Origin of the sequence: Natronomonas gomsonensis, from assembly GCF_024300825.1 — an archaeon.
GTDB classification, from domain to species: Archaea; Halobacteriota; Halobacteria; order Halobacteriales; family Haloarculaceae; genus Natronomonas; species Natronomonas gomsonensis.
The window spans coordinates 1,159,245-1,181,394 of record NZ_CP101323.1 but is presented as its reverse complement, the minus strand read 5'-3'; the positions used below and the strand labels follow the sequence as shown (position 1 = coordinate 1,181,394).

28 protein-coding genes are annotated in these 22,150 nt (G+C 65.0%); 13 read left to right on the top strand and 15 right to left on the bottom strand.

The genetic code is table 11. The features are described 5' to 3' along the window. Positions 1–22: 22 nt before the first annotated feature. Positions 23–502 carry an SRPBCC family protein gene (locus NMP98_RS06530; protein ID WP_254860727.1) on the top strand — a complete coding sequence of 160 codons (480 nt, stop codon included), beginning with the start codon at positions 23–25 and terminating at the stop codon, positions 500–502. Here the strand turns inward: NMP98_RS06530 and NMP98_RS06525 are convergent, their stop codons facing one another. After that, on the bottom strand, positions 503–1,396 hold the full coding sequence (locus NMP98_RS06525) for an SDR family NAD(P)-dependent oxidoreductase (protein ID WP_254860726.1): 894 nt from the start codon (positions 1,394–1,396) through the stop codon (positions 503–505). Between the two features lie 75 nt (positions 1,397–1,471). Beyond that, on the bottom strand, positions 1,472–2,332 hold the full coding sequence (locus NMP98_RS06520) for a DMT family transporter (RefSeq protein ID WP_254860725.1): 861 nt from the start codon (positions 2,330–2,332) through the stop codon (positions 1,472–1,474). 87 nt (positions 2,333–2,419) lie between these two features. On the opposite strand from NMP98_RS06520, the gene NMP98_RS06515 reads away from it, so the two are divergent. Beyond that, on the top strand, positions 2,420–3,313 hold the full coding sequence (locus NMP98_RS06515) for a DMT family transporter (protein ID WP_254860724.1): 894 nt from the start codon (positions 2,420–2,422) through the stop codon (positions 3,311–3,313). Positions 3,314–3,320: 7 nt separating this feature from the next. Here NMP98_RS06515 and NMP98_RS06510 read toward each other — a convergent pair whose 3' ends face one another. Continuing rightward, a complete protein-coding gene (locus NMP98_RS06510) occupies positions 3,321–3,746 on the bottom strand; it encodes a GIY-YIG nuclease family protein (protein ID WP_254860723.1) in 426 nt (141 codons plus the stop codon). Between the two features lie 86 nt (positions 3,747–3,832). Between NMP98_RS06510 and NMP98_RS06505 the strand changes: the two genes are divergently transcribed. Both NMP98_RS06505 and NMP98_RS06500 read left to right on the top strand, forming a co-directional pair. Then, the gene (locus NMP98_RS06505; RefSeq protein ID WP_156710009.1) at positions 3,833–4,027 is read left to right on the top strand and encodes a methytransferase partner Trm112; all 195 of its coding nucleotides are present in this window, start codon (positions 3,833–3,835) and stop codon (positions 4,025–4,027) included. A 286-nt stretch (positions 4,028–4,313) separates the two neighbouring features. Further along, positions 4,314–4,880 carry a DUF7524 family protein gene (locus tag NMP98_RS06500; RefSeq protein ID WP_254860722.1) on the top strand — a complete coding sequence of 189 codons (567 nt, stop codon included), beginning with the start codon at positions 4,314–4,316 and terminating at the stop codon, positions 4,878–4,880. On the opposite strand, the gene NMP98_RS06495 is transcribed toward NMP98_RS06500, so the two are convergent. Further along, positions 4,877–5,968, bottom strand: coding sequence for a DR2241 family protein (locus NMP98_RS06495; protein ID WP_254860721.1), 1,092 nt, complete (start codon positions 5,966–5,968; stop codon positions 4,877–4,879). The genes NMP98_RS06500 and NMP98_RS06495 overlap by 4 nt on opposite strands. Position 5,969: 1 nt before the next feature. Beyond that, entirely contained in the window at positions 5,970–6,857 is an 888-nt protein-coding gene (locus NMP98_RS06490; RefSeq protein WP_254860720.1) for a CbiX/SirB N-terminal domain-containing protein, read from the bottom strand. A 106-nt stretch (positions 6,858–6,963) separates the two neighbouring features. On the opposite strand from NMP98_RS06490, the gene NMP98_RS06485 reads away from it, so the two are divergent. Together NMP98_RS06485 and cysS are read left to right on the top strand one after the other, a co-directional pair. Beyond that, complete coding sequence (locus NMP98_RS06485; protein ID WP_254860719.1) at positions 6,964–7,431, top strand: DUF7523 family protein; 468 nt, start codon at positions 6,964–6,966, stop codon at positions 7,429–7,431. A gap of 38 nt (positions 7,432–7,469) precedes the next feature. Further along, the gene (cysS, locus tag NMP98_RS06480; RefSeq protein ID WP_254860718.1) at positions 7,470–8,951 is read left to right on the top strand and encodes a cysteine--tRNA ligase; all 1,482 of its coding nucleotides are present in this window, start codon (positions 7,470–7,472) and stop codon (positions 8,949–8,951) included. Between the two features lie 88 nt (positions 8,952–9,039). On the opposite strand, the gene NMP98_RS06475 is transcribed toward cysS, so the two are convergent. Then, positions 9,040–9,525 carry a PadR family transcriptional regulator gene (locus NMP98_RS06475; protein ID WP_254860717.1) on the bottom strand — a complete coding sequence of 162 codons (486 nt, stop codon included), beginning with the start codon at positions 9,523–9,525 and terminating at the stop codon, positions 9,040–9,042. Positions 9,526–9,759: 234 nt separating this feature from the next. Here NMP98_RS06475 and NMP98_RS06470 point away from each other — a divergent pair, with 234 nt between their 5' ends. After that, positions 9,760–10,395 (top strand): DUF6517 family protein, encoded by a 636-nt coding sequence (locus NMP98_RS06470; RefSeq protein WP_254860716.1) that lies wholly within the window; start codon positions 9,760–9,762, stop codon positions 10,393–10,395. Positions 10,396–10,413: 18 nt separating this feature from the next. Here the strand turns inward: NMP98_RS06470 and NMP98_RS06465 are convergent, their stop codons facing one another. The 8 genes from NMP98_RS06465 to NMP98_RS06430 form a co-directional block, all read right to left on the bottom strand. Further along, the gene (locus NMP98_RS06465) at positions 10,414–11,637 is read right to left on the bottom strand and encodes a tripartite tricarboxylate transporter permease (protein WP_254860715.1); all 1,224 of its coding nucleotides are present in this window, start codon (positions 11,635–11,637) and stop codon (positions 10,414–10,416) included. A gap of 87 nt (positions 11,638–11,724) precedes the next feature. Next, a complete protein-coding gene (rpl12p, locus tag NMP98_RS06460) occupies positions 11,725–12,066 on the bottom strand; it encodes a 50S ribosomal protein P1 (protein ID WP_254860714.1) in 342 nt (113 codons plus the stop codon). A 6-nt stretch (positions 12,067–12,072) separates the two neighbouring features. Next, positions 12,073–13,122 carry a 50S ribosomal protein L10 gene (locus NMP98_RS06455; RefSeq protein ID WP_254860713.1) on the bottom strand — a complete coding sequence of 350 codons (1,050 nt, stop codon included), beginning with the start codon at positions 13,120–13,122 and terminating at the stop codon, positions 12,073–12,075. Continuing rightward, the gene (locus NMP98_RS06450) at positions 13,119–13,757 is read right to left on the bottom strand and encodes a 50S ribosomal protein L1 (protein ID WP_254860712.1); all 639 of its coding nucleotides are present in this window, start codon (positions 13,755–13,757) and stop codon (positions 13,119–13,121) included. Before NMP98_RS06450 ends, NMP98_RS06455 begins: the two co-directional genes overlap by 4 nt. A gap of 126 nt (positions 13,758–13,883) precedes the next feature. After that, complete coding sequence (locus NMP98_RS06445; protein WP_254860711.1) at positions 13,884–14,309, bottom strand: thiol-disulfide oxidoreductase DCC family protein; 426 nt, start codon at positions 14,307–14,309, stop codon at positions 13,884–13,886. A 69-nt stretch (positions 14,310–14,378) separates the two neighbouring features. Further along, positions 14,379–14,870, bottom strand: coding sequence for a 50S ribosomal protein L11 (locus NMP98_RS06440; protein WP_254860710.1), 492 nt, complete (start codon positions 14,868–14,870; stop codon positions 14,379–14,381). Between the two features lie 84 nt (positions 14,871–14,954). After that, positions 14,955–15,155 carry a VNG_1110C family protein gene (locus NMP98_RS06435; RefSeq protein ID WP_254860709.1) on the bottom strand — a complete coding sequence of 67 codons (201 nt, stop codon included), beginning with the start codon at positions 15,153–15,155 and terminating at the stop codon, positions 14,955–14,957. Between the two features lie 61 nt (positions 15,156–15,216). Further along, positions 15,217–15,381 carry a hypothetical protein gene (locus NMP98_RS06430; RefSeq protein ID WP_254860708.1) on the bottom strand — a complete coding sequence of 55 codons (165 nt, stop codon included), beginning with the start codon at positions 15,379–15,381 and terminating at the stop codon, positions 15,217–15,219. A 96-nt stretch (positions 15,382–15,477) separates the two neighbouring features. On the opposite strand from NMP98_RS06430, the gene NMP98_RS06425 reads away from it, so the two are divergent. Then, positions 15,478–16,593 carry an OBG GTPase family GTP-binding protein gene (locus NMP98_RS06425; RefSeq protein WP_254860707.1) on the top strand — a complete coding sequence of 372 codons (1,116 nt, stop codon included), beginning with the start codon at positions 15,478–15,480 and terminating at the stop codon, positions 16,591–16,593. Positions 16,594–16,598: 5 nt separating this feature from the next. Continuing rightward, positions 16,599–17,063 carry a TIGR04206 family protein gene (locus tag NMP98_RS06420; protein ID WP_254860706.1) on the top strand — a complete coding sequence of 155 codons (465 nt, stop codon included), beginning with the start codon at positions 16,599–16,601 and terminating at the stop codon, positions 17,061–17,063. On the opposite strand, the gene NMP98_RS06415 is transcribed toward NMP98_RS06420, so the two are convergent. After that, entirely contained in the window at positions 17,060–18,163 is a 1,104-nt protein-coding gene (locus tag NMP98_RS06415; protein ID WP_254860705.1) for a hypothetical protein, read from the bottom strand. The genes NMP98_RS06420 and NMP98_RS06415 overlap by 4 nt on opposite strands. A gap of 97 nt (positions 18,164–18,260) precedes the next feature. On the opposite strand from NMP98_RS06415, the gene NMP98_RS06410 reads away from it, so the two are divergent. From NMP98_RS06410 to artA (NMP98_RS06395), 4 genes are all read left to right on the top strand, one after another. Further along, entirely contained in the window at positions 18,261–19,022 is a 762-nt protein-coding gene (locus tag NMP98_RS06410; RefSeq protein ID WP_254860704.1) for a VOC family protein, read from the top strand. 120 nt (positions 19,023–19,142) lie between these two features. After that, positions 19,143–20,096, top strand: a complete 954-nt coding sequence (gene artA, locus NMP98_RS06405) for an archaeosortase A (RefSeq protein WP_254860703.1) — start codon at positions 19,143–19,145, stop codon at positions 20,094–20,096. Next, positions 20,093–21,106: a hypothetical protein gene (locus NMP98_RS06400; RefSeq protein WP_254860702.1), complete on the top strand. Its 1,014-nt coding sequence runs from the start codon at positions 20,093–20,095 to the stop codon at positions 21,104–21,106. The genes artA (NMP98_RS06405) and NMP98_RS06400 overlap by 4 nt, the downstream gene beginning before the upstream one ends. Positions 21,107–21,177: 71 nt before the next feature. Beyond that, positions 21,178–22,146 carry an archaeosortase A gene (gene artA / locus NMP98_RS06395; protein WP_254860701.1) on the top strand — a complete coding sequence of 323 codons (969 nt, stop codon included), beginning with the start codon at positions 21,178–21,180 and terminating at the stop codon, positions 22,144–22,146. Positions 22,147–22,150: the final 4 nt, after the last annotated feature.

Here is a 22,150-nt window from a genome sequence, read left to right as displayed (position 1 = left end):
CGTTGGCGCCCCTTCGTGAGGTATGGCTATCTACCGACGCGAGACGTTCGTCGATGCCCCCTTCGAGGACGTGTGGGCGTTTCACGCCACTATCGACGGGCTCGATGCGCTGACGCCCGACTTCATGAACCTCGAAATCGAACGCGTCATCGGCCCAGACGGCGACACGGACCCGGAGATTTTGGAGGATGGGTCCCGAATCGAGATGTCGATGCGTCCCTTCGGCGTCGGCCCGCGACAACACTGGACCTCGGTCGTCACCGAACGCACCGAGGACGACGGCGCCGCGATGTTCCACGACGTGATGGAGGAGGGTCCGTTCCCGACGTGGGAACACACCCACCGGTTCTTCGCCGACGGCGACGGAACCATCGTCTCCGACCGCGTGGAGTACGAACTCCCCGGCGGCGCCCTCGGACGTGCGGCGTCGCCGCTCGGATGGGTCGGTTTCGAGCCGATGTTCCGGGGCCGACACAAGAAGACGAAGGAACTGCTGGAGTAGCTACCAGCCGCTGTTCAACCGCGTCGTCTCGAAGCCGTCGGTCAACTCCGACCAGCGCTCGGCCAACTCAGTGGCCGACCAGCCGCCGTCGCTATCCGTCGACAGAGTTCGCTCACGTTCGGGGTCAGAGACGATGGAGACGCTGTCGCCGGCGACGGCCAGCGTACAGCCCGTGACGCCCTCGGCGGCCTCACTCGAGAGGAAAACGGGAACGCCCGTGACGTGTTGAGGCCCGAGGTCATCGGGGTCGGCGGCGACCATCGCCGGGAGGTCCTCGGTCAACCGAGTGACCGCTGTCGGCCACATCGCGTTGACGCGAACGTCGTACTGGTCCAGTTCCAGCGCCGCGGTTCGCATCAACCCGAGAATCCCCGCCTTCGCCGCCGAGTAGTTCGCCTGTCCGACGTTGCCGACGGAGACGCCACTGGAGAGACAGACGAATGACCGCTCGCGGTCGAAGCCGCCCTCGGCCTTGTGTCGCTGTCGCCAGTGGCTGGCGGCGTTCCGAAGCAGCGAGAAGTGACCCTTCAGATGTACGTCGACGACCGTATCGAACTGTTCTTCGGACATCTTGAACAACATTCCGTCGCGCAACACGCCCGCGAAGTTGACGATGCCGTGGACGGCGCCGTACTCGGCGACGGTGTCTTCGATGAGCCCTTCGGTGTAATCGAGGTCGGTTACGTCGCCGAAGTGGGCGGTCGCCTCGCCACCGGCGGCCTCGATTCGTTCGACGGTTTCCTCGGCTGGCTGTTCGTCGCTTCCCTCGCCGGAAACGTCGACCCCGAGGTCGTTGACCACGACCGAGGCCCCCTCCTCGGCCATCGCGACCGCCGTCTCCTCGCCGAGTCCATGCCCGCCACCGCAGACGATACACACCGTGTCTTCGAGCATCGTTGTGCTGCGCTTCGCCCCGTCGCGATTATAATTTGCTGCCGCGGAAGACCGGTCCGTTATGCCGGCCGTCGGCTACCGCCGCGTGACGAGGACGACGCCGACCAACACCAACCCCCCGCCGACCAACACGACGACCGAGACCGGTTCGGCGAGGAACGCCGCCCCCAGCGCGACCGTCACGACCGGTTCGACGGCGCTGAGAATCGAGGCCGGACCGGCGCCGATTCTGGACAGCCCCGCAAAAAACGCGAAGATGGGCATTGCCGTCGCCACGACGGCGATACCGACGACGGCCCCCCATCCGACGCCAGTCGACGGAACCGAGAGGCTATTCGTCGCGAGGCCGATGACCAGAAAGGTCAACGCCGCCGCCGGCAGGACGTGTGCAGTCAGCGTCGGCGCGCTCACGTCCGTGAGGGTCGTTCGACTCACCGTGATGTACGTCGCGTAGACGACGGCCGCCACGAGGACAATACCGACGCCACGGGGGTCGGCCGCCGCGGGGTCGGCACCCGTGATGAGGGCGATACCGCCCAGCGTGACCAACAGGGCGGCGATGCGCTGTCTGTCGACCACCTCGTCGAGAAAGGCGGCCGCCAACACGAGGACGAAGACGGGGTAGGTGTAGAGGACGATGCCGACCATTCCGGCGGTCATGAACTCCAGTCCCACGAAGTACAGACCGCTCATCGCGGCGTAGCCGAACGCACCGAGTGCGAACCCGACCAGCAGGTTTCGTCCGGACAGCAACCGTAGTTCCCCACGAACCGCGAGAACGCTCCAGACGAGGATTGTCGCGAGAGCGAACCGGAAGAACAGCACGGTCGGTATCGACAGTCCCTCCTCGCCCGCGACGACGCCGAGGACGCCCAGCGTACCGAAGCCGGCACCCGAGCAGAGTACGAACAGCGTACCGACGCGGGAGTCGTCCATATCGTCGTCTTCAGTCGACCCCGCAAATCGGTTGCGAAACCGTCGCCGTCCCGGAACCAACAAGTCCGCTCCATCACCACATCGAGTGTGCTCGCGCGACTGGAATCACGGACGCCTCCGCTGGCCGCCCTCGCCGTCGCCATCCTCGCGGTGTCGACGAGCGCCGTTCTCGTCCGATGGAGTACGGCCCCGTCGGTCGTCCTCGCGTTCTACCGAGTCCTGCTCACGACGCTTCTCGTCGCGCCCTTCCTCCTGACGCGGTACCGGGGCGAGTTCGCACGGTTCCAGCCTCGTGACCTCCTCGTCGCGACCCTGACCGGCGCCGCCCTCGCCTTGCACTTCACCGCGTACTTCGAGAGCCTCGCGTGGACCAGCGTCGCCGCCAGCGTCACGCTCGTTCAGTCTCAACCGCTGTTCGTCGCAGTGGGTGCGGCGCTGGTGTTGAGCGAGCGAATCGGCGCGCGGAAAGCCCTCGGCATCGCCGTCGCCGTCCTCGGAATCGTCGCTATGTCGGCCGCGGAGTTCCTCTCGGGGGCCGTCGTCGCGGGGTCGCGTCCGCTGTACGGCAACTCTCTGGCCGTCCTCGGTGCGCTGATGGCCGCCATCTACGTTCTCGTTGGGCGGTCGCTCCGTCAACGCGTCGCCCTCGTCCCGTACGTTCTCGTCGTCTACACCGCCTGTACGATTACGCTACTGGTCGTCGCGTTGGTCGACGGCCAGCAGTTGACCGGCTACGGGCGACGGGAGTGGCTCATCTTCCTCGCGATGGCAGTCGGCCCTGGCCTCTTCGGTCACACCGTCGTCAACTGGGCGCTCGAACACGTCGAGTCTTCGGTCGTGAGCGTCTCGCTGCTCGGCGAACCCGTCGGCGCGACCGTCCTCGCGCTCGTCTTCCTCGGCGAAGCGCCGGGGGTGACGACGGTCCTCGGCGGTGTCGTGGTGCTTTTCGGCATCTACGTCACGTCCTCTGCGCGGGCATGACTCGCGTTCAGTCCTCCGATACAGCACGATGTGCGCTGGCAACCGTCCGTTGTAACTCGCCACCGTCGGCACCGTCGGCACCGTAGGCGAGGTGACTCGAACAGTCACAGTCCGACGCTCCGAACCCTTCGAGGGGGCCGTCGGGCAGACGCTCGGCGACGGCACACTCTACGTCCGCATCGACGGTTCGAACGTCGCCCCGAAGCGTCGCCGCTTCGTGGCCGAGCAAATAATCGATGTGCCAGTGGCGTGTCTCCCGCTCCCCGGCGGCGAGTTCGTAGTGGCGGTCGACCCGCGAGAACCCGCCCGACCCGAGTGCGCTGCCGGTGTAGGCGTACCACCCGGACGGAAAGCGGTGTTCGCCGAGGGCGCCGACCTCGATGGTCGCGGCCTCGGAGAGTTCGACGAGGAGGGTGTAGGTGCCGTCGGCCATGAGCGCGTTTCGACGGCCGGAGGCAAAACCCCCGCGGACGGCCCGGACCCGCCATACTTTTGGCCGGTCCCCACGCAGGTCCGTTCATGAAGGAGTCGCTGATGGACATCCTGTGCTGTCCGCTGGACAAGAGCGACCTCGAACTGGAGGTCATCCGCGAGAACGACGACGAGATTCTGGAGGGTCGACTCGTCTGTACCGAATGCGGCGAGGAGTACCCCATCGAGGATGGCATCCCGAACCTGTTGCCGCCGGACATGCGGGACGAAGCGGCCGCGTAGGTCTCTTTTTCGAGCCGTCGTTCTTCGACGTGTTATCAGCCGAAGTGATGGTTTACTGTCCGCGCGAGCGTAGCGAGCGCGGTTCGCGGCGACGAGACGGCGAAGCCGTCGAGTCGCCGTAGCGCACGATGACTACCGCGCGCCGAAGGCGCGCGACAGGAAGAGTGCGCGCATATTTCCCCCACGTTTTTGCCGTGAGGCGCGGCGAAGCAGCGCCGAGCGTGCAAAAAGTGGTCACAAAAGTGGGAGGCGAGTATTTTTAACCTCACCGGCCGACCCCATGCCCGTGACTCGAACGCTCGGCGTCGACATCAATCGGTCGGGCCTCCACACGCTGGACGCGCCGACGACGTTCGAAGCCGACGGGCCGTTCGTCGTCGAACTGCGGAACCACGGTGAGGCCTCCCACGTCCACCTCCATCTCGACGATACGCTCTCGGAAATCGCACGCATCGAGGCGTCGAACCACTACGTCGAATCCGACGAGGCCCGCGGCGTCCAAATCGAGGTTCGGCCGCGACCGGAGTGGCCACGCGAGAGCATCCGTGGAAAACTGAAGGTCGTCACCGCCCATGGCGGCGAAACCCACTACGTCGACGTGACGTTCGACCGGACGCCGGAGAAAGAGCCGGTCGAAATCGACCCGGACCTCTCGAAACCCCAGCAGACTGACGACTCGTCGACGCCGTCGACGAATATCCGGGCGCTGCCGGTCGTCGTCCTCGCGGCAATCGCGCTGCTGTTGGCTGTCGGTGCGCTGATTACGGCCGACGGAATCAACTTCGTGATGGGCGGCTTCGCCGTCCTCGCGGGCGGGCTATGCGCGGTCGCGGCGTACTACCTCCTCGGTTAGTTCTCCTCGTCGTCAGTCGGGACGCCACAGAGATTGCCCTCCTCGTCGAACCGTTTGGCTCTGAGGAACCGCGTCCGATAGCGGTTGGCGCCCTCGTACACGTCGGCCTCGCGGATGTCGTCGGCCTCGCCGTCGGCGACGGCGTCGATGATGTCCTCGATTTGCTCCTTCTCGGAGGGCGTCAATTCGAACTCGTATGTTTTCGGCTGTTCGCCTTCCAGTTTCGTCCACTGACGGGCCGCCGCGATGACGAGCGAACAGGGTTCCCGACAGGGGAAGGCGCCGTCGCCGCCGTCGACATCGAGGTCGGTGTCGTCGTCGTACTCCCATTCGCGGCGTTTGAGACACTGCGAATCGGCACAGCAGGCCTCCGCGACCCAGTTGACGTGTTCGTGACCCTCGCCTCGGTCCCACGTCTCGATGACGCCGTAGATGCCCGTCTGTCGCTCCATCGTCTCCGTCCAGTTCGAGATATCGAGGTCGCCCTGCCGTTCGAGATGCCAGTTGGCGACCGTCGCGGGGTAGACGATGTCGACCGTTCGGGCCAACGCCCGACCGTCGAGGTCGAGAAACGCCCACCCGGTCGGGAGCGTCGGGGCGGTCTTCAGCGGCCGGTACCGTCCCCTGTCGTCGTGTTTGACGAGTTCGCGCGCTTCCAGCGGGTCGGTGTGGACATCGAGGGCCGCGGTGTCGGCGTTGGCGTCGTCTTCGTGGCAAAGCGTGTAGGTCCGGTCGCCGTCGTCGCCGAGTCCGATTTCGATGGCGAGCTCTCCCCACGACGCCTCGATGCCGCCGTCGGCGAGTGCCTCGTACCGTTCGGGCACCGGCCGGTCGTCGGCGCCTTCGAGCCACCGGAGGTACGCCGTCTCCGCATCGGGCCGGTCGCGCTCGGTCCAGTAGTGCCAGTTCGAGACGAACCACGGGTTCTCGGTGGCGCGCTCGCGGAGTTCCGACTCGTCGAGTCCCTCGTGGGTTTCCTCCGGAAGCGCGAAGGTGTAGGCGTCGCCGTCGGCGGTGACGCGGAGGCCATCGCAGTCGACGCCCTCGGCGGCGGCCGCCACCAGGGCGTCGAGTTGTGTGTCGTTCACGTCAGTCCCCCACGCTCGCGCCGTCGGCACCCGCCACGCGGGTCCGGCGTCGGATTTCCTCGATTGCGTTTCCAACGTCGGCGCCGGCGTCGGCGGCCCGTTCGATGATGACGTCGGCGGTCAGCGCCTCGGTTCCGACGGCGCCGGCGTACCAGATGCGGTGGCCATCGACTTCGGCGGGTGTCTCCCAGCCCGTCCGGTAGTCGTCGGTCAGGCCCATGTCCTCGGGGATGTCCTCTTGGGTGTGATAGCCGTCGGCGACGAACAGCGGGACGACGACGATGTCGTCGCTCTCGAAGAAGTCGGTCACGTCGTCGATTTCGGGGTCCTCGTCCATGAACAGCGCCTTCACCTCGTCGAAGCGTCCCATCTCGCCGATGCGCTCGGCGTGGTACTCGATTGCCTTCGCGGAGTTCTCGTTGCGCTCGGTGCCGTGGCCGACGACGGCCAGTCCGAACCCCTCTCCCACGTCGGGGTCGTCGGTCACTGTCTCGGCTCTGCGGACGATAACGTCGCTCATCGCGTCGTGGGTACCGACGGGACCGCAGTAGTGGACCGTCTTCTCCACGTCGCCGGCCTCTAACGTGCTGTGAGTCGCACTCGTGCCGTCGGAGTCCCACTCGGCTACGTCCCAGCCGTCGAGGCGGAGTTCTCGCGGGATGACCTGCTCGGTGAAGTATCCCTCCGAGATGAAAAGCGGGACGACGTACACTTCCTCGCTTTCGAGGGTCCGAAGCACCTCGCGGAACGACGGCTCCTCCTTCCAGAAGGCGGTCCGGACCTCGTCGAAGACGCCGGCCGCACGCACGGTGTCGGCGTGCTCGTAGGTGGGCGTACTCGCGTCCGGGTTCAGATGCGACCCGTGGGCGACGATGACGAGCGCTTGCATACCCGAAGGAACGGCCAGCGCGCTCTTAGGGGCTTCGCAACCCGAAGGTCGCGACGGTCGATTTCGGGACCGACATCGGTTTGTCGACGCGCCGAGTGCGACCGACATGACCGTCGCTGCCGACACCCGCGAGGCCGTCCGCGAACACCCCTTTCTGGAGACCGCCCTCCGGGCCGGCGTCGTCAACTACACCGCCGCCGCTCGGTTCCTCGATGTGGGCGACGTCGAGGCCGTCACCGCCGCGCTCCGACGGTACGCCGAGGAGCGAGCGGAGTACGAACCCCCGAACCGCCGCGCCAGCGTCTCGATGAAGTCGGGCGTTGGTCCCGTCGACGGCGACAGCGAGGCACTGCTCGTCGTCGGCGACACCGCCTTCGCTGCGGACGGCGGCGACAGCACCGCCGTTGTCGCATCGGGTGATGTCGATGCCGAGGCCCTCGCCGACGTACTCGGACGGCTCCGGACCGCCGAAGTCGGCGTCGAGGCGGCCGCCGGCGCGGATGGAACGCTCGCCGTCGTGGTTGGCCGCCGGGACGGCGCCAACGCCGTCCGGGCCGTCGAGGACGCGGTATAGCGACGGATTGAAACCGACCCGGGGAGTTCCCTCCGACAATGACTCTTCGCGTGCTGAACACGCTCTCCGGTGAGCGCGAACCGTTCGAGCCGGCCGACCCCGACGACGTACTGCTGTACTACTGTGGACTGACCGTCTCGGATGCGGCCCACCTCGGACACGCACGCACGTGGACCCACGTCGACGTGATTCACCGTTGGCTCGAACACCTCGGCTACGGCGTCCGCCACGTCGAGAACATCACCGACGTAAACGAGAAAATCGTCGCCCGAATTGGCGAGGACGACCTCGGTGACAGCGAAGGGGCAGTCGCCGAACGGTTCGTCGACCAGTTGCTCTCGGATATGCGTGCGCTGAACCTCAAACGCGCTGAGGTGTATCCACGGGTCTCCGAACACGTCCCCGACATCATCGACCTCATCGAAACGCTCGTCGGGAGGGGCTACGCCTACGAGTCCAACGGCTCGGTGTACTTCGACGTGACCGAGTTCCCCGACTACGGCAAGCTCTCGAATCAGCGACTCGAGGACGTCGAGGCACAGGGCGTCGAGGAAGAGCGCTCGGAGAAACGACATCCGGCGGACTTCGCGCTGTGGAAGGCCGACGGCGTCAGCGAGTCAGCCGTCGCGGAACACCGCCACGACGACCGCACCTACGCCGTCGACTCGCCGGCCGGCGAGACCTGGGAGTCGCCGTGGGGCGAGGGTCGCCCCGGTTGGCACATCGAGTGTTCGGCGATGTCGATGACGCATCTCGACAGCTCAATCGACATCCACATGGGCGGCCGAGACCTCGTCTTCCCGCACCACGAAAACGAAATCGCCCAAAGCGAGGCCGCCACCGGCGAGCAGTTCGCGAAGTACTGGCTACACGCCGACCTCTTCCAGATGGGCGACGAGAAGATGTCCTCCAGTCTCGGCAACTTCATTCCCGTCTCGGAGGCCGTCGACCGCTTCGGGACGAACGCCCTGCGGATGTTCTTCGTGTCGGCGTCGTACAACTCCACACAGACCTACAGCGACGACGCCATCGAGGAAGCCATCGAACGCTGGGAGCGACTGGAAAACGCCTACAGACGCGTCGTCGATGCCGTCGACTCGCCGGACGCCCACACGAAGGTCGAAAGCGAGCTCCGCGGCGCAGTCGAGGCGACCCGCGAGGATTTCACCGAGGCGATGAACGACGACTTCAACACGCGGGAGGCGCTGGCGGCGCTGTTCGACCTCGCCTCCGCCGCCAACGCACATCTCGACGAACGCGACGACTACGACTACCGCGCGCTCCGTCGCACCGTCGAGACCTTCGAGGAGTTGGGCGGCGACGTGTTCGGCTTCGATTTCACCGGCGACGGCGACGGTGAGGCGACGCTGGCGGGCGAACTCGTCGAACTCGTTCTCGACGTACGGGCGGCCGAACGGGAGGCCGGGAACTACGAGCGTGCCGACGAACTCCGCGACGGCCTCGAAGCACTCGGCGTCGAGGTACAGGATACCGACGACGGGCCGACGTATCGGCTCTGAACTCCCGAACCTTCGGCTCGCTACCGTCGCAACACCGTCGCGAAAGCAGAAGTCGGTTTCCGCACTAAACCCGGAGGAGGGCTGGGGGTTATTCGTCCGCGCGGTCGAGTTCGTCGAGCGCCTGTTGGAACACGAATCCCAACGCGAGATGCTGTTGCATCGCGTCTTCGAGCGTCTCTCGGACCGCTTCGCGGTCGTCGATGCGGTACTCTTTGGTCTGGATGAGTTCGTGCATCTCGAGGAGGCCGTTCTCGTCGAGGTCGTGAAGCGCCGGGTAGACGGTGCCAGGGCTCAAATCCGCACCGAAAAACCGGCTGAGGTCCTCCATGATTCCCTTTCCGTGGGCGTCGTCGGTTCGAAGCCCGACGAGCAACAGGAGCAGCGGGGACAGGGACTGTTTCACGAGGCCGTCGTCGATATCTAGACAGCCCTCGGGCGCGAGCGTCCCGGACGTGTCGGTCACGAGCCGTTCAGTGCGGGCGGCAGGGTCATCCGTACCGTTGCCGTCGCCGTCTTTGGACAGTTTACCGACTAGGTCCTGTAACTCCTTCTCGGACCGCTGTTGGGAACTCATGCGGCCACCTCCGGTATGCGAAGCATATCTTTCACTAGCAATGACAGTATATAAATTCCCGGAAATTTCTCATTATTTGTTCATAACTTTGGTTTGCTTTCGTCGTCACCTTCGCGCTGGTGGGCCTACGGAACGTCGAATCTGATGGTGTACGGGTGATGAGACCCCGTATCGTGAAATACGTTGCCACGACGGCCACGCCACTTATAGGTTGTCAACGTACTAACGTTGGGTATGAAACGACGCACGGTACTCGCGGGCGTTCCTTCGGCACTGCTCGTGGGTGGTTTGAGCGGCTGTACTGACCTCATCACTGGTGACGAGGCACGGTTCGAAGCGGAGACGGCGACGGTCTCCCAACAGGCTCGTTCGGATACTGACTACGAAGAGCAAGCCATCAAAGAGGACGTACTGGAGCGGAACTTCGAGCAGGTCGACAGAACCGTCGTCGTCGTGAACATGCTCGCGGAGTACTCCCGGTCTGTCGATATCGGCCTCGGTCTCAGTGGAGAACTCGCTCGGTTCACCGTCCTCTCGTCTCCACAGGTCGAAATCGCCGGACGGGCATTCAACCCCATCGACGATTTGAACAACAAGGAACTGGCTTTGCGGCTTCAAGAGCAGTACGACGGCATCGAAAACGTCCAGAGCGTCGACGAACGCGACGGCTCCCTACTCGGCGAGACGGTCACCGTCTCCCGGTTCGAGGCCGAAGCACAGACGAACGGCGAGAGCGTCGACGTCTTCATTCACATCGCACAGGCCCCAAGCGAGAGCGATTTCGTCGTTGCACTGGGCGTCCACCCGAAGGATATAGACGAGACCGACCGAATCAACCGCCTCTTGGAGGGTGTCCAGCACCCGGCCTGAATCCCGAGACGGCTCTTTTCACCCGACCACTATCGGCCCGATGAGCACGCCCATCAGGTTCGCTCGTCGGGCACCGAATCGCGCGGGAACCAACCCGACAATCGTTGCGGCGACGTAGGCGGCCACGCCGACACCGCCCGCGAACAGCCACGAGAGTCCGCCGAGGCCGGCCAACACGGCCACCGAGAGACGCGTCGGGTCCATTCGACCGACGGCCAACAGGTACCGGTCGCCCACCACCGGGACGGCGACGAAGCCGACCGCTGCCGCGACGCCCACAGCGACGAGTAGGTGTGGAAGCGACAGCGGCACGCCGGCCGATTCGACAGCCACGAGGACGCCCGTTCGTGGTGCACCGAGAGCGACCAGCGCGAACAGCGCGAAGACGCAGTTCGCCGTGTTGACTCCTGACGTCGTGACGACGAATCCGCGGGCACCGTGACGGCCCGGAACGGCGAGCAGCGACAGCGTCGACGCGATAGCGCTCGACACCGCGGGAACGTAGCCCACGACCGCACCGGAGACCGTTCCGAGGCCCGCCAGTCCGGCGACAGACCCCTTCGACAGCGCGACGCCGGCGTCGTCCTGCGGTGGTACGCCGTCCCCGTCGAGCGCATCGAGCAGTACTGGCGCCCCGAACAGGCCGGCGAACAGCGGCGCCAACATGCCGCCCGCCGACAGCGGTGCCTCCGGGGAGAGTTCCAGCGTCCCGAGTCCGAGCAGGCCGCTCGCCGTCAGCGAAACCACGGCGACGCCTTTCGCGAGGATGCCGCGCTCGGTGAGCACCAACACCGCGACCACGCCGAGCAGGATGACGACGAGGTTCGAGCGTACTGTTGGCCAGACAGCGGTCATCGCTCTCGTCAGTGGAATCGCCAGCGGCGCCGCGAGTGTCACTGCAGTCCCGCTGCCGAGCGCCGACAGCCGCAACGCCTCGTGACCACGCCCCTCCAACACGAGTCGGTGTCCCGGGAGTGCAGTTACGGCGACCGCGGCGTCGGGGACACCGAGGGCCAATGCGGGCACGATGTCGAGAAACGTGTGGACGACGCCGGCCGACAGCATCGCCATCCCGACGTACAGCGGCGGTCCCGGAACCGACGGGGCGACGCCCGCGAGGACGAGCGCCATGTTGTTGGCGTGGAGGCCCGGAACGAGACCGCTCGTGGTTCCCAACGCGACCCCACCCAACACGAAGCCGAGCGCGATGGCGGTTTCACGGGGGCCGAAGAGTAGTTCCATCGCGGGGGGTTGGCCGCGTCTCCACGGGTAAACCCTCGGCTGTCGCTGCCGCTGTGCGGTCGATAAATGAAGAAGGTGTCTCCGAAGTTAGCCGAACAGCTCGCCGAGGCCTTCGCCGCCGTCCTCGTCGTCGCCTTCGTCTTCTTCTTCCGCTTCGGCCTCGTCGGCCTCCTCTTCGGCTTCCTCTTCGGCCTCGTCGGCGGACTCCTCCGCCGCACCGTCCGCGGCGCCACCGGCACCGCCGGCGGGAACGGCCGCGGCCGTCTCGATGGCCTCCTCGACATCGACGTCCTCCAGCGCGGCGACGAGCGCCTTGACGCGGGATTCCTCGACATCGACGCCCGCTGCGTCGAGTACGTCCGTCAGGTTGTCTTCGTTGATCTCTTCACCGGTCTCGTGCAGGATGAGTGCTGCGTAAACGTATTCCATTGTAAGTCACCCGAACATGTCGCCAAGGGCGTCGCCGCCGTCACCGTCTTCGGTGTCGTCGGCGTCCTCGGCATCGCTTTCGTCAGTTTCCGCTTCCGTTTCGTCTTCGTCGGCCGTCTCCTCGTCACTCTCGGCCTCGCTACCCGTGTCGACGGGTTCGCTGACCCCGCGGAGTTCCTCCGGGAGGGCCTCCTCGTCGTCGATGGCCGCTGCGAGCGCGCGGACCTGTGCGTCCGCCTTCGAGACGAGGTCGTCGGCGAGGTCGGGGCTCTCTACTGCGGCGGAGATGCCCACGGACTTGGCCTCGCCGGCGGCCTTCGCCAGCATCGACGGCACCGTCTGGGCCGTCGGGTACTCGGCGTTGAGCGAGAGGTTCCGCGCCGCTGCGGCGGCGGACTGGAGATCAGCCTCGTAGGCCTCGACGTCGATGGCGAGTTCCTCCGGCGCGAACAGCACGCCGTCGGAGAACACGCCGCGGAGGTCGAGACCGACCTCTTTCGGCTCGATGCCGAGTTCGCCAAGCACGTTTGCGAGGTCCTGGGAGACCTCCTCGCCGGCCGACAGCACCGTCGAGTCCTCCATCACCTTGATGGAACCCTCGTCGATGCGGGCGTTGGCGCCTACGGACTGGAGTTCACCCACGAACGGACCCGGGTCGACACCCGTGTCGCCTTCGGGGATGACGATGTCGTTCGGCGCGACTTCCCCGGCGTTGATGGGCGCCGGCGTCTTCGACTCCTCGAGCTGTTTGTACAGCCCGAAGGGGTTGTCGTTCGTGCCGATGAGTCCAACCTGTCCGGCGACGTGCTCGGTCAGGTCTTCGAGGCCGTCGTCGACCTCTTCGAGCGCCCGCTGCATGAGCGTGTTTCGCGAGATTCGCAGGGCCGCGGTACCGTACAGTTCACGGCGCATGTCCTGCAGTTGGCGGCTGGGAATGCCGGTAACGTCGACGACGCCGACGGAGTCGTAGCGTTCGAGGAACGCGACGATGTCGTCGACTTCCTCACGTTTCCACTCCGGAATCGTCTCGGTTTTGCGCTCTGCTTCGGCGCTCATGCGGGCACCTCCACGGCCGGTCCCATCGTCGTCTTCACGTAAATCGCGTCGATGTTCTGCGGACCTTTCTCGAGGTCCGTGAACAGTCGACGGATGATGACGTCGATGTTGTCGGCGATGTTCTCGGCGGACATGTCCTCCGCGCCGACGCGCGTGTGGAACGTGCGCCGGTCACGAGAACGAACCTGGACGGTGTTCTTCATCCGATTGACCGTCTCGACGACATCGTCGTCGGGCTGCAGGGGCGTCGGCATCTTACCACGGGGACCGAGTACGGTACCCAGATAGCGACCGATGTCCTGCATCATGTCGGCCTCGGCGATGAAGAAGTCCGTCTCGTCCGCCAAGTCTTTCGCCGCGTCGTCGTCGTCTCCGAGGTCTTCCAGCTCGTCGCCGTCCAGTACGTCGTCTGCGACGTCCTGGGCACGAATCGCTGTCTCACCTTCGGCGAACACGACGATACGCGTGTCCTGGCCCGTACCCGATGGTAGGACGATGCTCTCGTCTACCCGGTTGTTGGGGTCGTCTAGGTCTAGGTCGCGCAGGTTGATAGCGAGGTCGACCGTCTCACGGAAGTTCCGCTCGGGTGCCTCGTCGAGTGCGCGAGATACTGCGTCCTGTATCGAATCTGCCATCGTTCACCTCCGTAGTCGCAGCCACGTGGGCTACTACGGTGTGAAACAGGCTACGCCTGTCTCGTATCGAGCGAGGAGTATGACGCACTTAAGGCCGTCGAACCGCTTTCGGCGTGCCGAGACCTCTCACTCGAGGAACCGCGATTCGAGGCTCTCGTCGGGCACCATACACGACTCGCGTTTTCCGAACCATCCGTAGCGGTGGTCGGCGACGAAGTCGTAGACGCGGTCCCGAACGAAACGCGGCAGAACCACCGCGGGGTACAGAAGCGAGTACGGCAACCCGAGGCCCTTCAGGACGCGCAACGCCGCCGTCGACTTTGTGTAGTAGTTCTCACCATCGACGAGAACGAACGTCTCGAAGTCCTCGGTCGGTAGGTCGTGAGTCGACAAGAGTCGCTGGCCGGCGTCGGATTGAAGCGCGGCGAACCGGAACCGTCCCTCCGGGTCCCGCTCGATGACCCACTGGATGAGGCCGTTACAGAGGTTACAGACCCCGTCGAACAGCAAAACCGGGTGGCTCTCCGGCGCCGTCGCTTCGTCGTCGTTCACGTCTCTCTCGAGGAGCGTCGCCACCAAAAGTTCGTGGTGTGACTGCTGGACGGGGTATCTCCGTCCGGATTACGCTGCGGCTTCCGACTCGGCGAAGGTGTCGTCGAACTCGCCGTCCTCCAGTCGCTGCTTGTAGGTGCGTGCGTCCTCGCCCTCGATGGTGACGCCCAGCGAGACGCAGGTGCCGGCGACCTCCTTGGAGGCGCCGCGGGCGTCGTAGGCGAGCAGGTCGGGGAGTTTCTGCTCGGCGATGGTCTTCAGTTGCTCTGCGGACATGTCGGCGACGAAGTCCTCCTGGGGGACGCCGCTGCCGGTCTCAAAGCCGAGTTCATCCTTGATGAGCGCCGCCGTCGGCGGCACACCAACGTCGATGCTGAACGACCCTTCGTCGTCGTAGTCGACGGTGACGGGCACTTCCGTGCCGTCGAACGCCGCGGTCTGTTCGTTGATTTCGTTGACGACCGCCTGCACGTCCACGGGGGTCGGGCCGAGCTCCGGGCCGAGCGGCGGTCCGGGGTTGGCCTGCCCGCCGGGGACGAGCACTTCGATAGTTCCAGCCATATCGAAACGAACTGTCGCCGCGAGTTTAAGGGTTGTCGATTCACTCCGGCGTGTGGTGCAGTCTCAGCCCCACCGCTCGTCCGCTTAGGGCAGCGAGATGCCCTGCCGAACGAGATACTCGCTGACTTCCTTGATAACGACGGGGCTGCCGATGATGCGGGCGGCGCTTCCCTCGTCGTAAATCGTAACCATGAACTCCGATTCGAGCTCCGCTTGCACCCCATCCAGCGACGCCCATGGGAGAACGATTTGGGTGCTGTCGCGGAGTCCGGAGGGGCTTGCCATCGAGAAATCGTTTCTTGTACCCGGACATTAAATTGTTGAAACCCGTCCGAACCGGGTCGAATCAGGCGTTGACGAGTACGAGGCCGAATATCGCGGCGACGATGAGGATACCACTCACCTGCCGGAAGCCGTAGCCAAACAGCGTCGAGAAGACGAAGTGGAAGACGCCGACGAAGGCCAATCCGATACAGATGAGGCTGTATGCGAGTTTCTTCTTGCCCTCCATACCATCGCTTGTCGCCGTCGCGATATAATCCCCGCGCTCGGGGCGAGTGAGGCACAACCGAACGCCTTTTTCGGCACCGACGACAGTACTCGCGTAATGGGGCTCAAAGAGGAGATCGAGGCGATCGAAGAGGAGATCGCCAACACCCCGTACAACAAATCGACCGAACAGCACATCGGTCGGCTGAAGGCCAAACTCTCCGAGAAGAAGGAGGAATGGGAGCGTAGACAGTCCTCCGGGAGCGGCGGCGGTGGCTACGCCGTCGAGAAACACGGCGACGCGACGGTCGCGTTGGTCGGATTCCCCTCCGTCGGCAAATCGACGCTCCTCAACGCCCTCACGAACGCCGACAGCGAGGTCGGTTCCTACGAGTTCACGACGCTCGACGTCAACCCCGGCATGCTGGAGTACAACGGCGCCAACATCCAACTGCTCGACGTGCCCGGACTCATCGAGGGCGCCGCCGAGAACCGCGGCGGCGGCCAAGCCGTGCTGTCGGTCGTCCGCACCGCGGACTTAGTGTTGTTCGTCCTGTCGGTGTTCGAGATTCAGCAGTACGAGCGCCTGCGCGAAGAACTGTACAAGAACAAGGTGCGTCTCGACACCGAACCGGTACAGGTGAACATCCGGAAGAAACACAAAGGCGGCATCAACCTCACCACCTCCGACCGGGTGAGCCTTGACGACGAGACCATCATGAGCGTCCTCCGGGAGTACGACTACGTCAACGCGGACGTGACCATCCGCGAGGACCTCACCATCGACCAGTTGGTCGACTCCCTGCAGGCCAATCGGGAGTACCTCCCCTCGATGGTCTGTGTCAACAAGGCAGACCTCATCGAACCCGACTACCTCGAAACCGTCAACGAGCAGTTGCGGGACCACGACATCAACCCCGAGGAAGCAGTCTTCATCAGCGCCGAAGAGGAGAAGGGCCTCGACTCGCTGAAACAGACCATCTGGGAGGAACTCGGCCTCATCCGCATCTACATGGACAAGCCGGGTCGCGGCGTCGACCGCGAGGAACCGCTCGTTCTCACCGAGGAGGAAAACACCGTCGACGACGCCATCGAGAAACTCGGCGGAAGCTTCGACGAGCGGTTCCGGTTCGCCCGGGTCACCGGTTCGTCGGCGAAACACGACGAACAGCAGGTCGGGAGGGACCACGAACTCCACGACGAGGACATCCTCCGAATCGTCGCCCGGAAGTGACCGCCGTGAACCACGACTCGGCCGCACGTCGCAGACTGCTCGCCGTTCTCGCGGTGGGGGCGCTACCGTGGACCGTCCTCCTCGTTGGCCAGACGACGTTCGTCTTCTCGTTCGGACTGGTGAGTCTCGACCCGTTCCATCTGACAAACGTCTACGAGTTCCTCTTCGTCTACACCGACGCACTCCCGCGTCGACTGCAAGCGTGGCCGGCCGGGATACTTCTCTACGCGGGCGCGCTCACGAGCGCGGTGGCCGGCCTCTGGGATTTCGAGGACCCTCGGCTTACCGGCGGCTTGCTCGCCTTCGCCGGCGTCGCTCACGCACAGGTGTCCTACGGGCTGTTTCGGGCCTACGGACTTCCGCTGTCTGAACTCCCCGTCCTGCCGCTCGGCGCCATCGCCTCGTGGGCCGTCGTGTGGTGGTACTACTGGCCGTTGGCTCGACGGAAGGGCCTCGGCCCGCTGGATTAGTCGCTCCCGGTGTCGGTCGGCGTCGACTCCTCGACCACGCGCCACGTACCGTCGACGGCGACGCGGACTCCATCGACCGAAACGTCACGCGTCGTCGCGGACGCACCGACTTCGTTCTCGATGGCGGCCCGATCGGGCACTTCTCCCTCCGGATAGACGGCGGCGAGGGACGCGGTTCCCTCTTCGGGGCCGAGGGTGAGAGAACTCACGACGCCGGTCGCGGATTCAAGCACTGGGCCGCTCTTGATGAACTGACCGGTGTCAGCCTCCCCGTCGCTCGTCGCCCCCGCTTCGGGGTCGATGCCCCACGCACCAAGCGTGATGTGGCCGTCGCCAGCGGTCTCCAGTGCCCACCCGCCGCCGTCGCCCTCGCCGAACCGTTCGGCTTCGCCGGCGACGGTGTCGAGTACGGTGTCGAGACTCGACTCCCCGTCCAACAGCGTGACGAGAGTGTCCTCGCGGACCGCAAAGGCCAATCCCTCCGTCGAGAGAAAGCCCTCTTCGGTGCCCTCGTAGACATCGAAGTCGTTTCGCTCCTCGCCGGGTTCGAACCCTTCGGATGCGGCGACGACGGCATCGGCATCGAAAGAGCCCCGGAAGACGGCGACGCCGTCGACGAGCAGCATCGAATCGACGCGGAGTTCGCTCCCGGACTCGGGTGTGTCCGTATCCGAGTCGGTGTCGTTGTCGGCCGTTCCCTCGGAGAGTTCGCTCCCACCGACCCCTTTCAGAAGCCGGTCGCCGAAACCGTAGGGGAGGAGTCCGAAGCCGAGACTGATGGTGCCGACGAGGAGGCCCCCAGTGGGGTAGCCGACAAGCGGGTCGACGTTGACCGGCGCGGTGTCGGAACCGACATCGATGTCGACGGCGTCCGGAAGTTCCTCGGCGTAGGGGAGTTCTTCGTCGCCGTCGAAGTCGCGGAGCCACTCGGCGTCGATGTGGACGAAGAACACGCCGGCATCGTCGTTCGCGCCGTCTTTGGGCGTGCTGTCGTTGTACGCCGGCGTTTCACCGTCATCGAGAACGCCGGTACAGCCGGCAACCGCTGCCAGCGGGATTGCGGCGGCCGTCTTCAACACGTCGCGTCGTTGGAGGTCCATGTGACCAATGCAGTCGACGAGGGGGTATAGCTCGTACGGCCGACGGCCCACTGCCGCCGCCGCTACGTTTTCCTGTCGCGGACTCGTCGGTCCGGACATGCACGCGACACTGGACCACGTGATGATGCGCGTTGAGGACTTAGAGGAGTCTCTGGAGTTCTACACCACCCATTTCGACTACGAGGAGAAGGGCCGCTGGGAGGCCGACACGTTCACGAACGTCTTTCTCGGCCCCGAAAACGTCCACGAGGAGGGTGCACTGCTCGAACTCACCTACAACCACGACGGGCGCACGTACGACATGGGCGACGCGTGGGGCCACATCGCGGTTCGCGTCCCCGAAGACGAACTGAAGGAGTCCTACGACGAACTGATGGAAAGCGGCGTCGAGGACTACCGCGACCCCGAATCCTGCGACAACCGCTACGCGTTCGTGACGGACCCCGACGGCCACGAAATCGAGTTGGTCAAACGCGACCACGGCGAGAAGTGGAGCCTCGACCACACCATGCTCCGCGTCGAGGACGCAGACGAGACAATCGGTTGGTTCAGCCGCAAACTGGAGTACGACCTCTTCCGACGCGAGGAGTTCGACGACTTCGCGCTGTACTTCATGAAGCCCGAAGACGCCGCCGAGGAGGCGATGAGCGTCGAGTTGACCTACAACTACGACGGCCGGCACTACGAGATGGGCGACGCGTGGGGCCACGTCGCCGTTCGGTGTGACGACCTCGATTCGACGTGGGAGACGCTGATGACCCGCGACGCCGAGGACTATCGGGACCCCGAATCCTGCGGGAACCGCTATGCCTTCACGAAGACGAACGATGGTCACGAAGTGGAAGTAGTGACGCGGTAATCCGACTTCAACACCACTTACCAACGCGTCGTCACGTAGTATCGGCGCCGCCCCGTGGTCGTGTGTCCGGCGCACCTTCGACGACAAAGCCTATACTCGTCGTGCCGCATTGCTTCGACAATGAGTCTTTCCGCGCTCCCGACGAGTGGCCCCTCCGTGCTGCCGGTCACCGACGTACTCGCGTGGATTATTATCGGGGTTTTCTTCGCTGGCGTCCTCGCGGAGTCGACGGACCGCCGCGAGGCGGCCCGAAAACTGACCGCTGGCGCGTGGGGGCTGTTTTCGATTTTCTGGCTGCTCCTCATCCACTTCTACGTCTTCGTCCACCGGAGCATCGTCGAGACGGTGTTGGTCGCCATCGCGGTTCCGGCGTGTCTGTACGTCGGCTGGCGGCTGTATCACGGCCGAGATTCGCTGCTTGTGGTCTCCAGAGCCGTCGCGTTCATGGGCCTGCTGTATCTGCCCTTCGAGACTTCGCCGGCCGCCCGGCAGTTCCTCATCGAGAGCGTCGCCACCCAGACGGCGTGGCTCATCGAGGCGCTCGGCTACGGTGGGGGGATGGAACTCATCAAGGACCCCTTCGACGGGTCGGGCTACGTAAACACGTTCTTCTTCCCGGCAACGGGGCGGTCCTCGCAAATCGTCTTCGCCTGTACCGGGTTGGCGAGCATGGCGATTTTCGGCGGGCTCTCGGCTGCCGTCGACGCGCCGCTCCGCCGGAAAGTGACGGCCGTCGTCGCGTCGGTGTCCACCATCTGGGTGCTCAACCTCGGCCGGAACGCCTTCATCGCTCTGTCGAACGGCCACCAGTGGTTCGATTACGCGTGGCTCGAAGGGCCGGTAATGTTCGTCTTCGGACTGTCCGACCCCGGGCGGGTGTCCTTTTTTGTTGCCGACCGAATCATCTCACAGGGGCTTGCGGTGTTCGCGCTCATCGGCGTCGCCTGGCTCGTTTCGCGGTGGCTGCCCGAGTTGCTCGACATCGCCGAGGAACTGTTGTCGCTTCTGACCGGCAGCGAGGTGACGCTACGACCGCCCCAGACGGCCACCGACGGAGGTGACCGCGAGACGTGACCGAGGACTCACGGCTGGACGACCTCCGTGGTGTATCGAGGCGGCGCTTTCTCGCTGGTGCAGGCGCGACGCTGGGTGGCGTCGGCGCGGCGAAGGCGATTCACAACACGACGCTGGGGTACGGCCAACTCGGCATGGGGACGAACCTCCACGAGCAGGATCTCGCGTCGGTGGTCACGGAGCGCTTGGCGCCGAGTTACGACGAGATGGTCGACGGCACGCGGCTTCGGCTCGTCGAAGACGGTGTCACGGCGTGGAACGAAGACGCGACGCACCGACTCGAGTTCACGGAAGACTCTGCCGACGATGCCCGCGAGGCCGATTCGGAACTCGGTCTCGGTGGCCGCCTCGCCGCGCTGTTCGCCGACGGAAAAGCGCTGCTGGCCGGCGACTACACCTTCGAGTTCAGCCAACCGGAGGCGTTCTTCGAACGGGTCGCCCAAGCCGACACCCGCCCCGACGCCGTCGCCGCGATTCGGGGTCGCCGTGACCGAACCGTCGACCCGGCCATCGTCGAGCGGTTCGCCGATGTCGATCCGGCGAAAATCGAACCCCTCGTCGACGGTCTCGTAACGGGATTCCGCGAGCACGCGGGATACGACATCCCCCGATATCTCGCCGGCTCTATCGAGGACAACGTCGTCTTCGGCACTGTCGACCTCCGGAAACACTTCGAAGGCGAAGTCACCTTCGAGGCGATTTTAGAAAGCGACGGGACGGGGCTGTTCTGCTGGGAGTTGGTCCACCGCTCGATGGACGCACTACAAGCCGTCGGGCCGTGGCAACAGACGGTTCCGGTCGCGGCCTGTTACATCAGCGACAGACGGCACAAACACGCCTTCACGGGCGTCACAAGCGTCATCCGCGAAGATGGCGGCCTCGTCTTCCCGATGACCTTCCTCGATTACACCCACTCGACGCTGTACGACGACCTCCACATCACCGGCGTGACCGGCGAGGGATTGGCGGCGTACACCGACGGCCACCGCGCCGACGAAGTGTTCTGGTGACGGTTCGGCACGAGTCGGACATGGGCCAACAAGGATTTTACCGCACCGTCCCTTCCGGTCGGTACGCATAGATGCTCCCCTTCGACGTACTGGCGGTGACGGACCCGCTTGCGTGGGTTCTCATCGCGCTGTTCGGCGGCGGCACTCTCGCCGAGCGATGGCGTCCGGACCTCGCACGCTACGCCGTCGGCGCTGCGTGGGGGCTGTTCGCCGTCTTCTGGTTGTTGCTCGCGCCGTTTTTCTTCTTCGAGCAGAACAGTTTCGTCGAGGCGCTACTCGCTCTCGTCGGGGTGCCGGCGTGTCTGTATGCCGGCTACCTGCTCGTCGACGGACGAGACTCGCTGTTCGTCCTCTCGCGGGCCGTGGCGGTGATGGGCCTCATCTACCTCCCGGCGGAGACGATACCGCTGGTCCGAGAACTGCTGGTCGAACACGTCGCCAGCCAGACGGCGTCGCTGATGTCGCTGCTCGGCTACGACCCGACGCTGCAACCCATCGGCCCCGAACGGCCGGCATACGAGGGCTTTCACGCCGCGTTCTACTTCGAGACGCCCGACCCGAACCACGCCGGCATCGTCTACAACATCATCATGGCGTGTACGGGACTGGGGAGTATGGCCATCTTCGCCGGCTGTATCGCCGCGGTCCGGGCGCCGTTGGGACGGAAACTCCGGGCGCTGGCCGTCTCTATCTCTATCATTTACGTCCTCAACATCATCCGGACGACGTTCATCGGGCTCGCTTTCGGCCACCAGTGGTTCGACGGTCCCTACACGCCCTATCTGTTGACGCTGTTCGGCGAATCCGACCCCTACATGGTGTCCCACATCGTCGCCGAGAGCGTCATCAGCCAGTTGCTGTCGGTCGTGGCGCTCGTGGGTATCGCGTGGTTCGTCATCCGCGAACTCCCCGAACTACTCGTTATCATCGACGACGTGGCGTACATGGCGACCGGCGAGGACCGCGACACGGCGTCGGAAATCGGACTCCTACCGGACACGGAGGAGGCAGTAACCGAACAGTCGACCAGCGACGACTGACCCG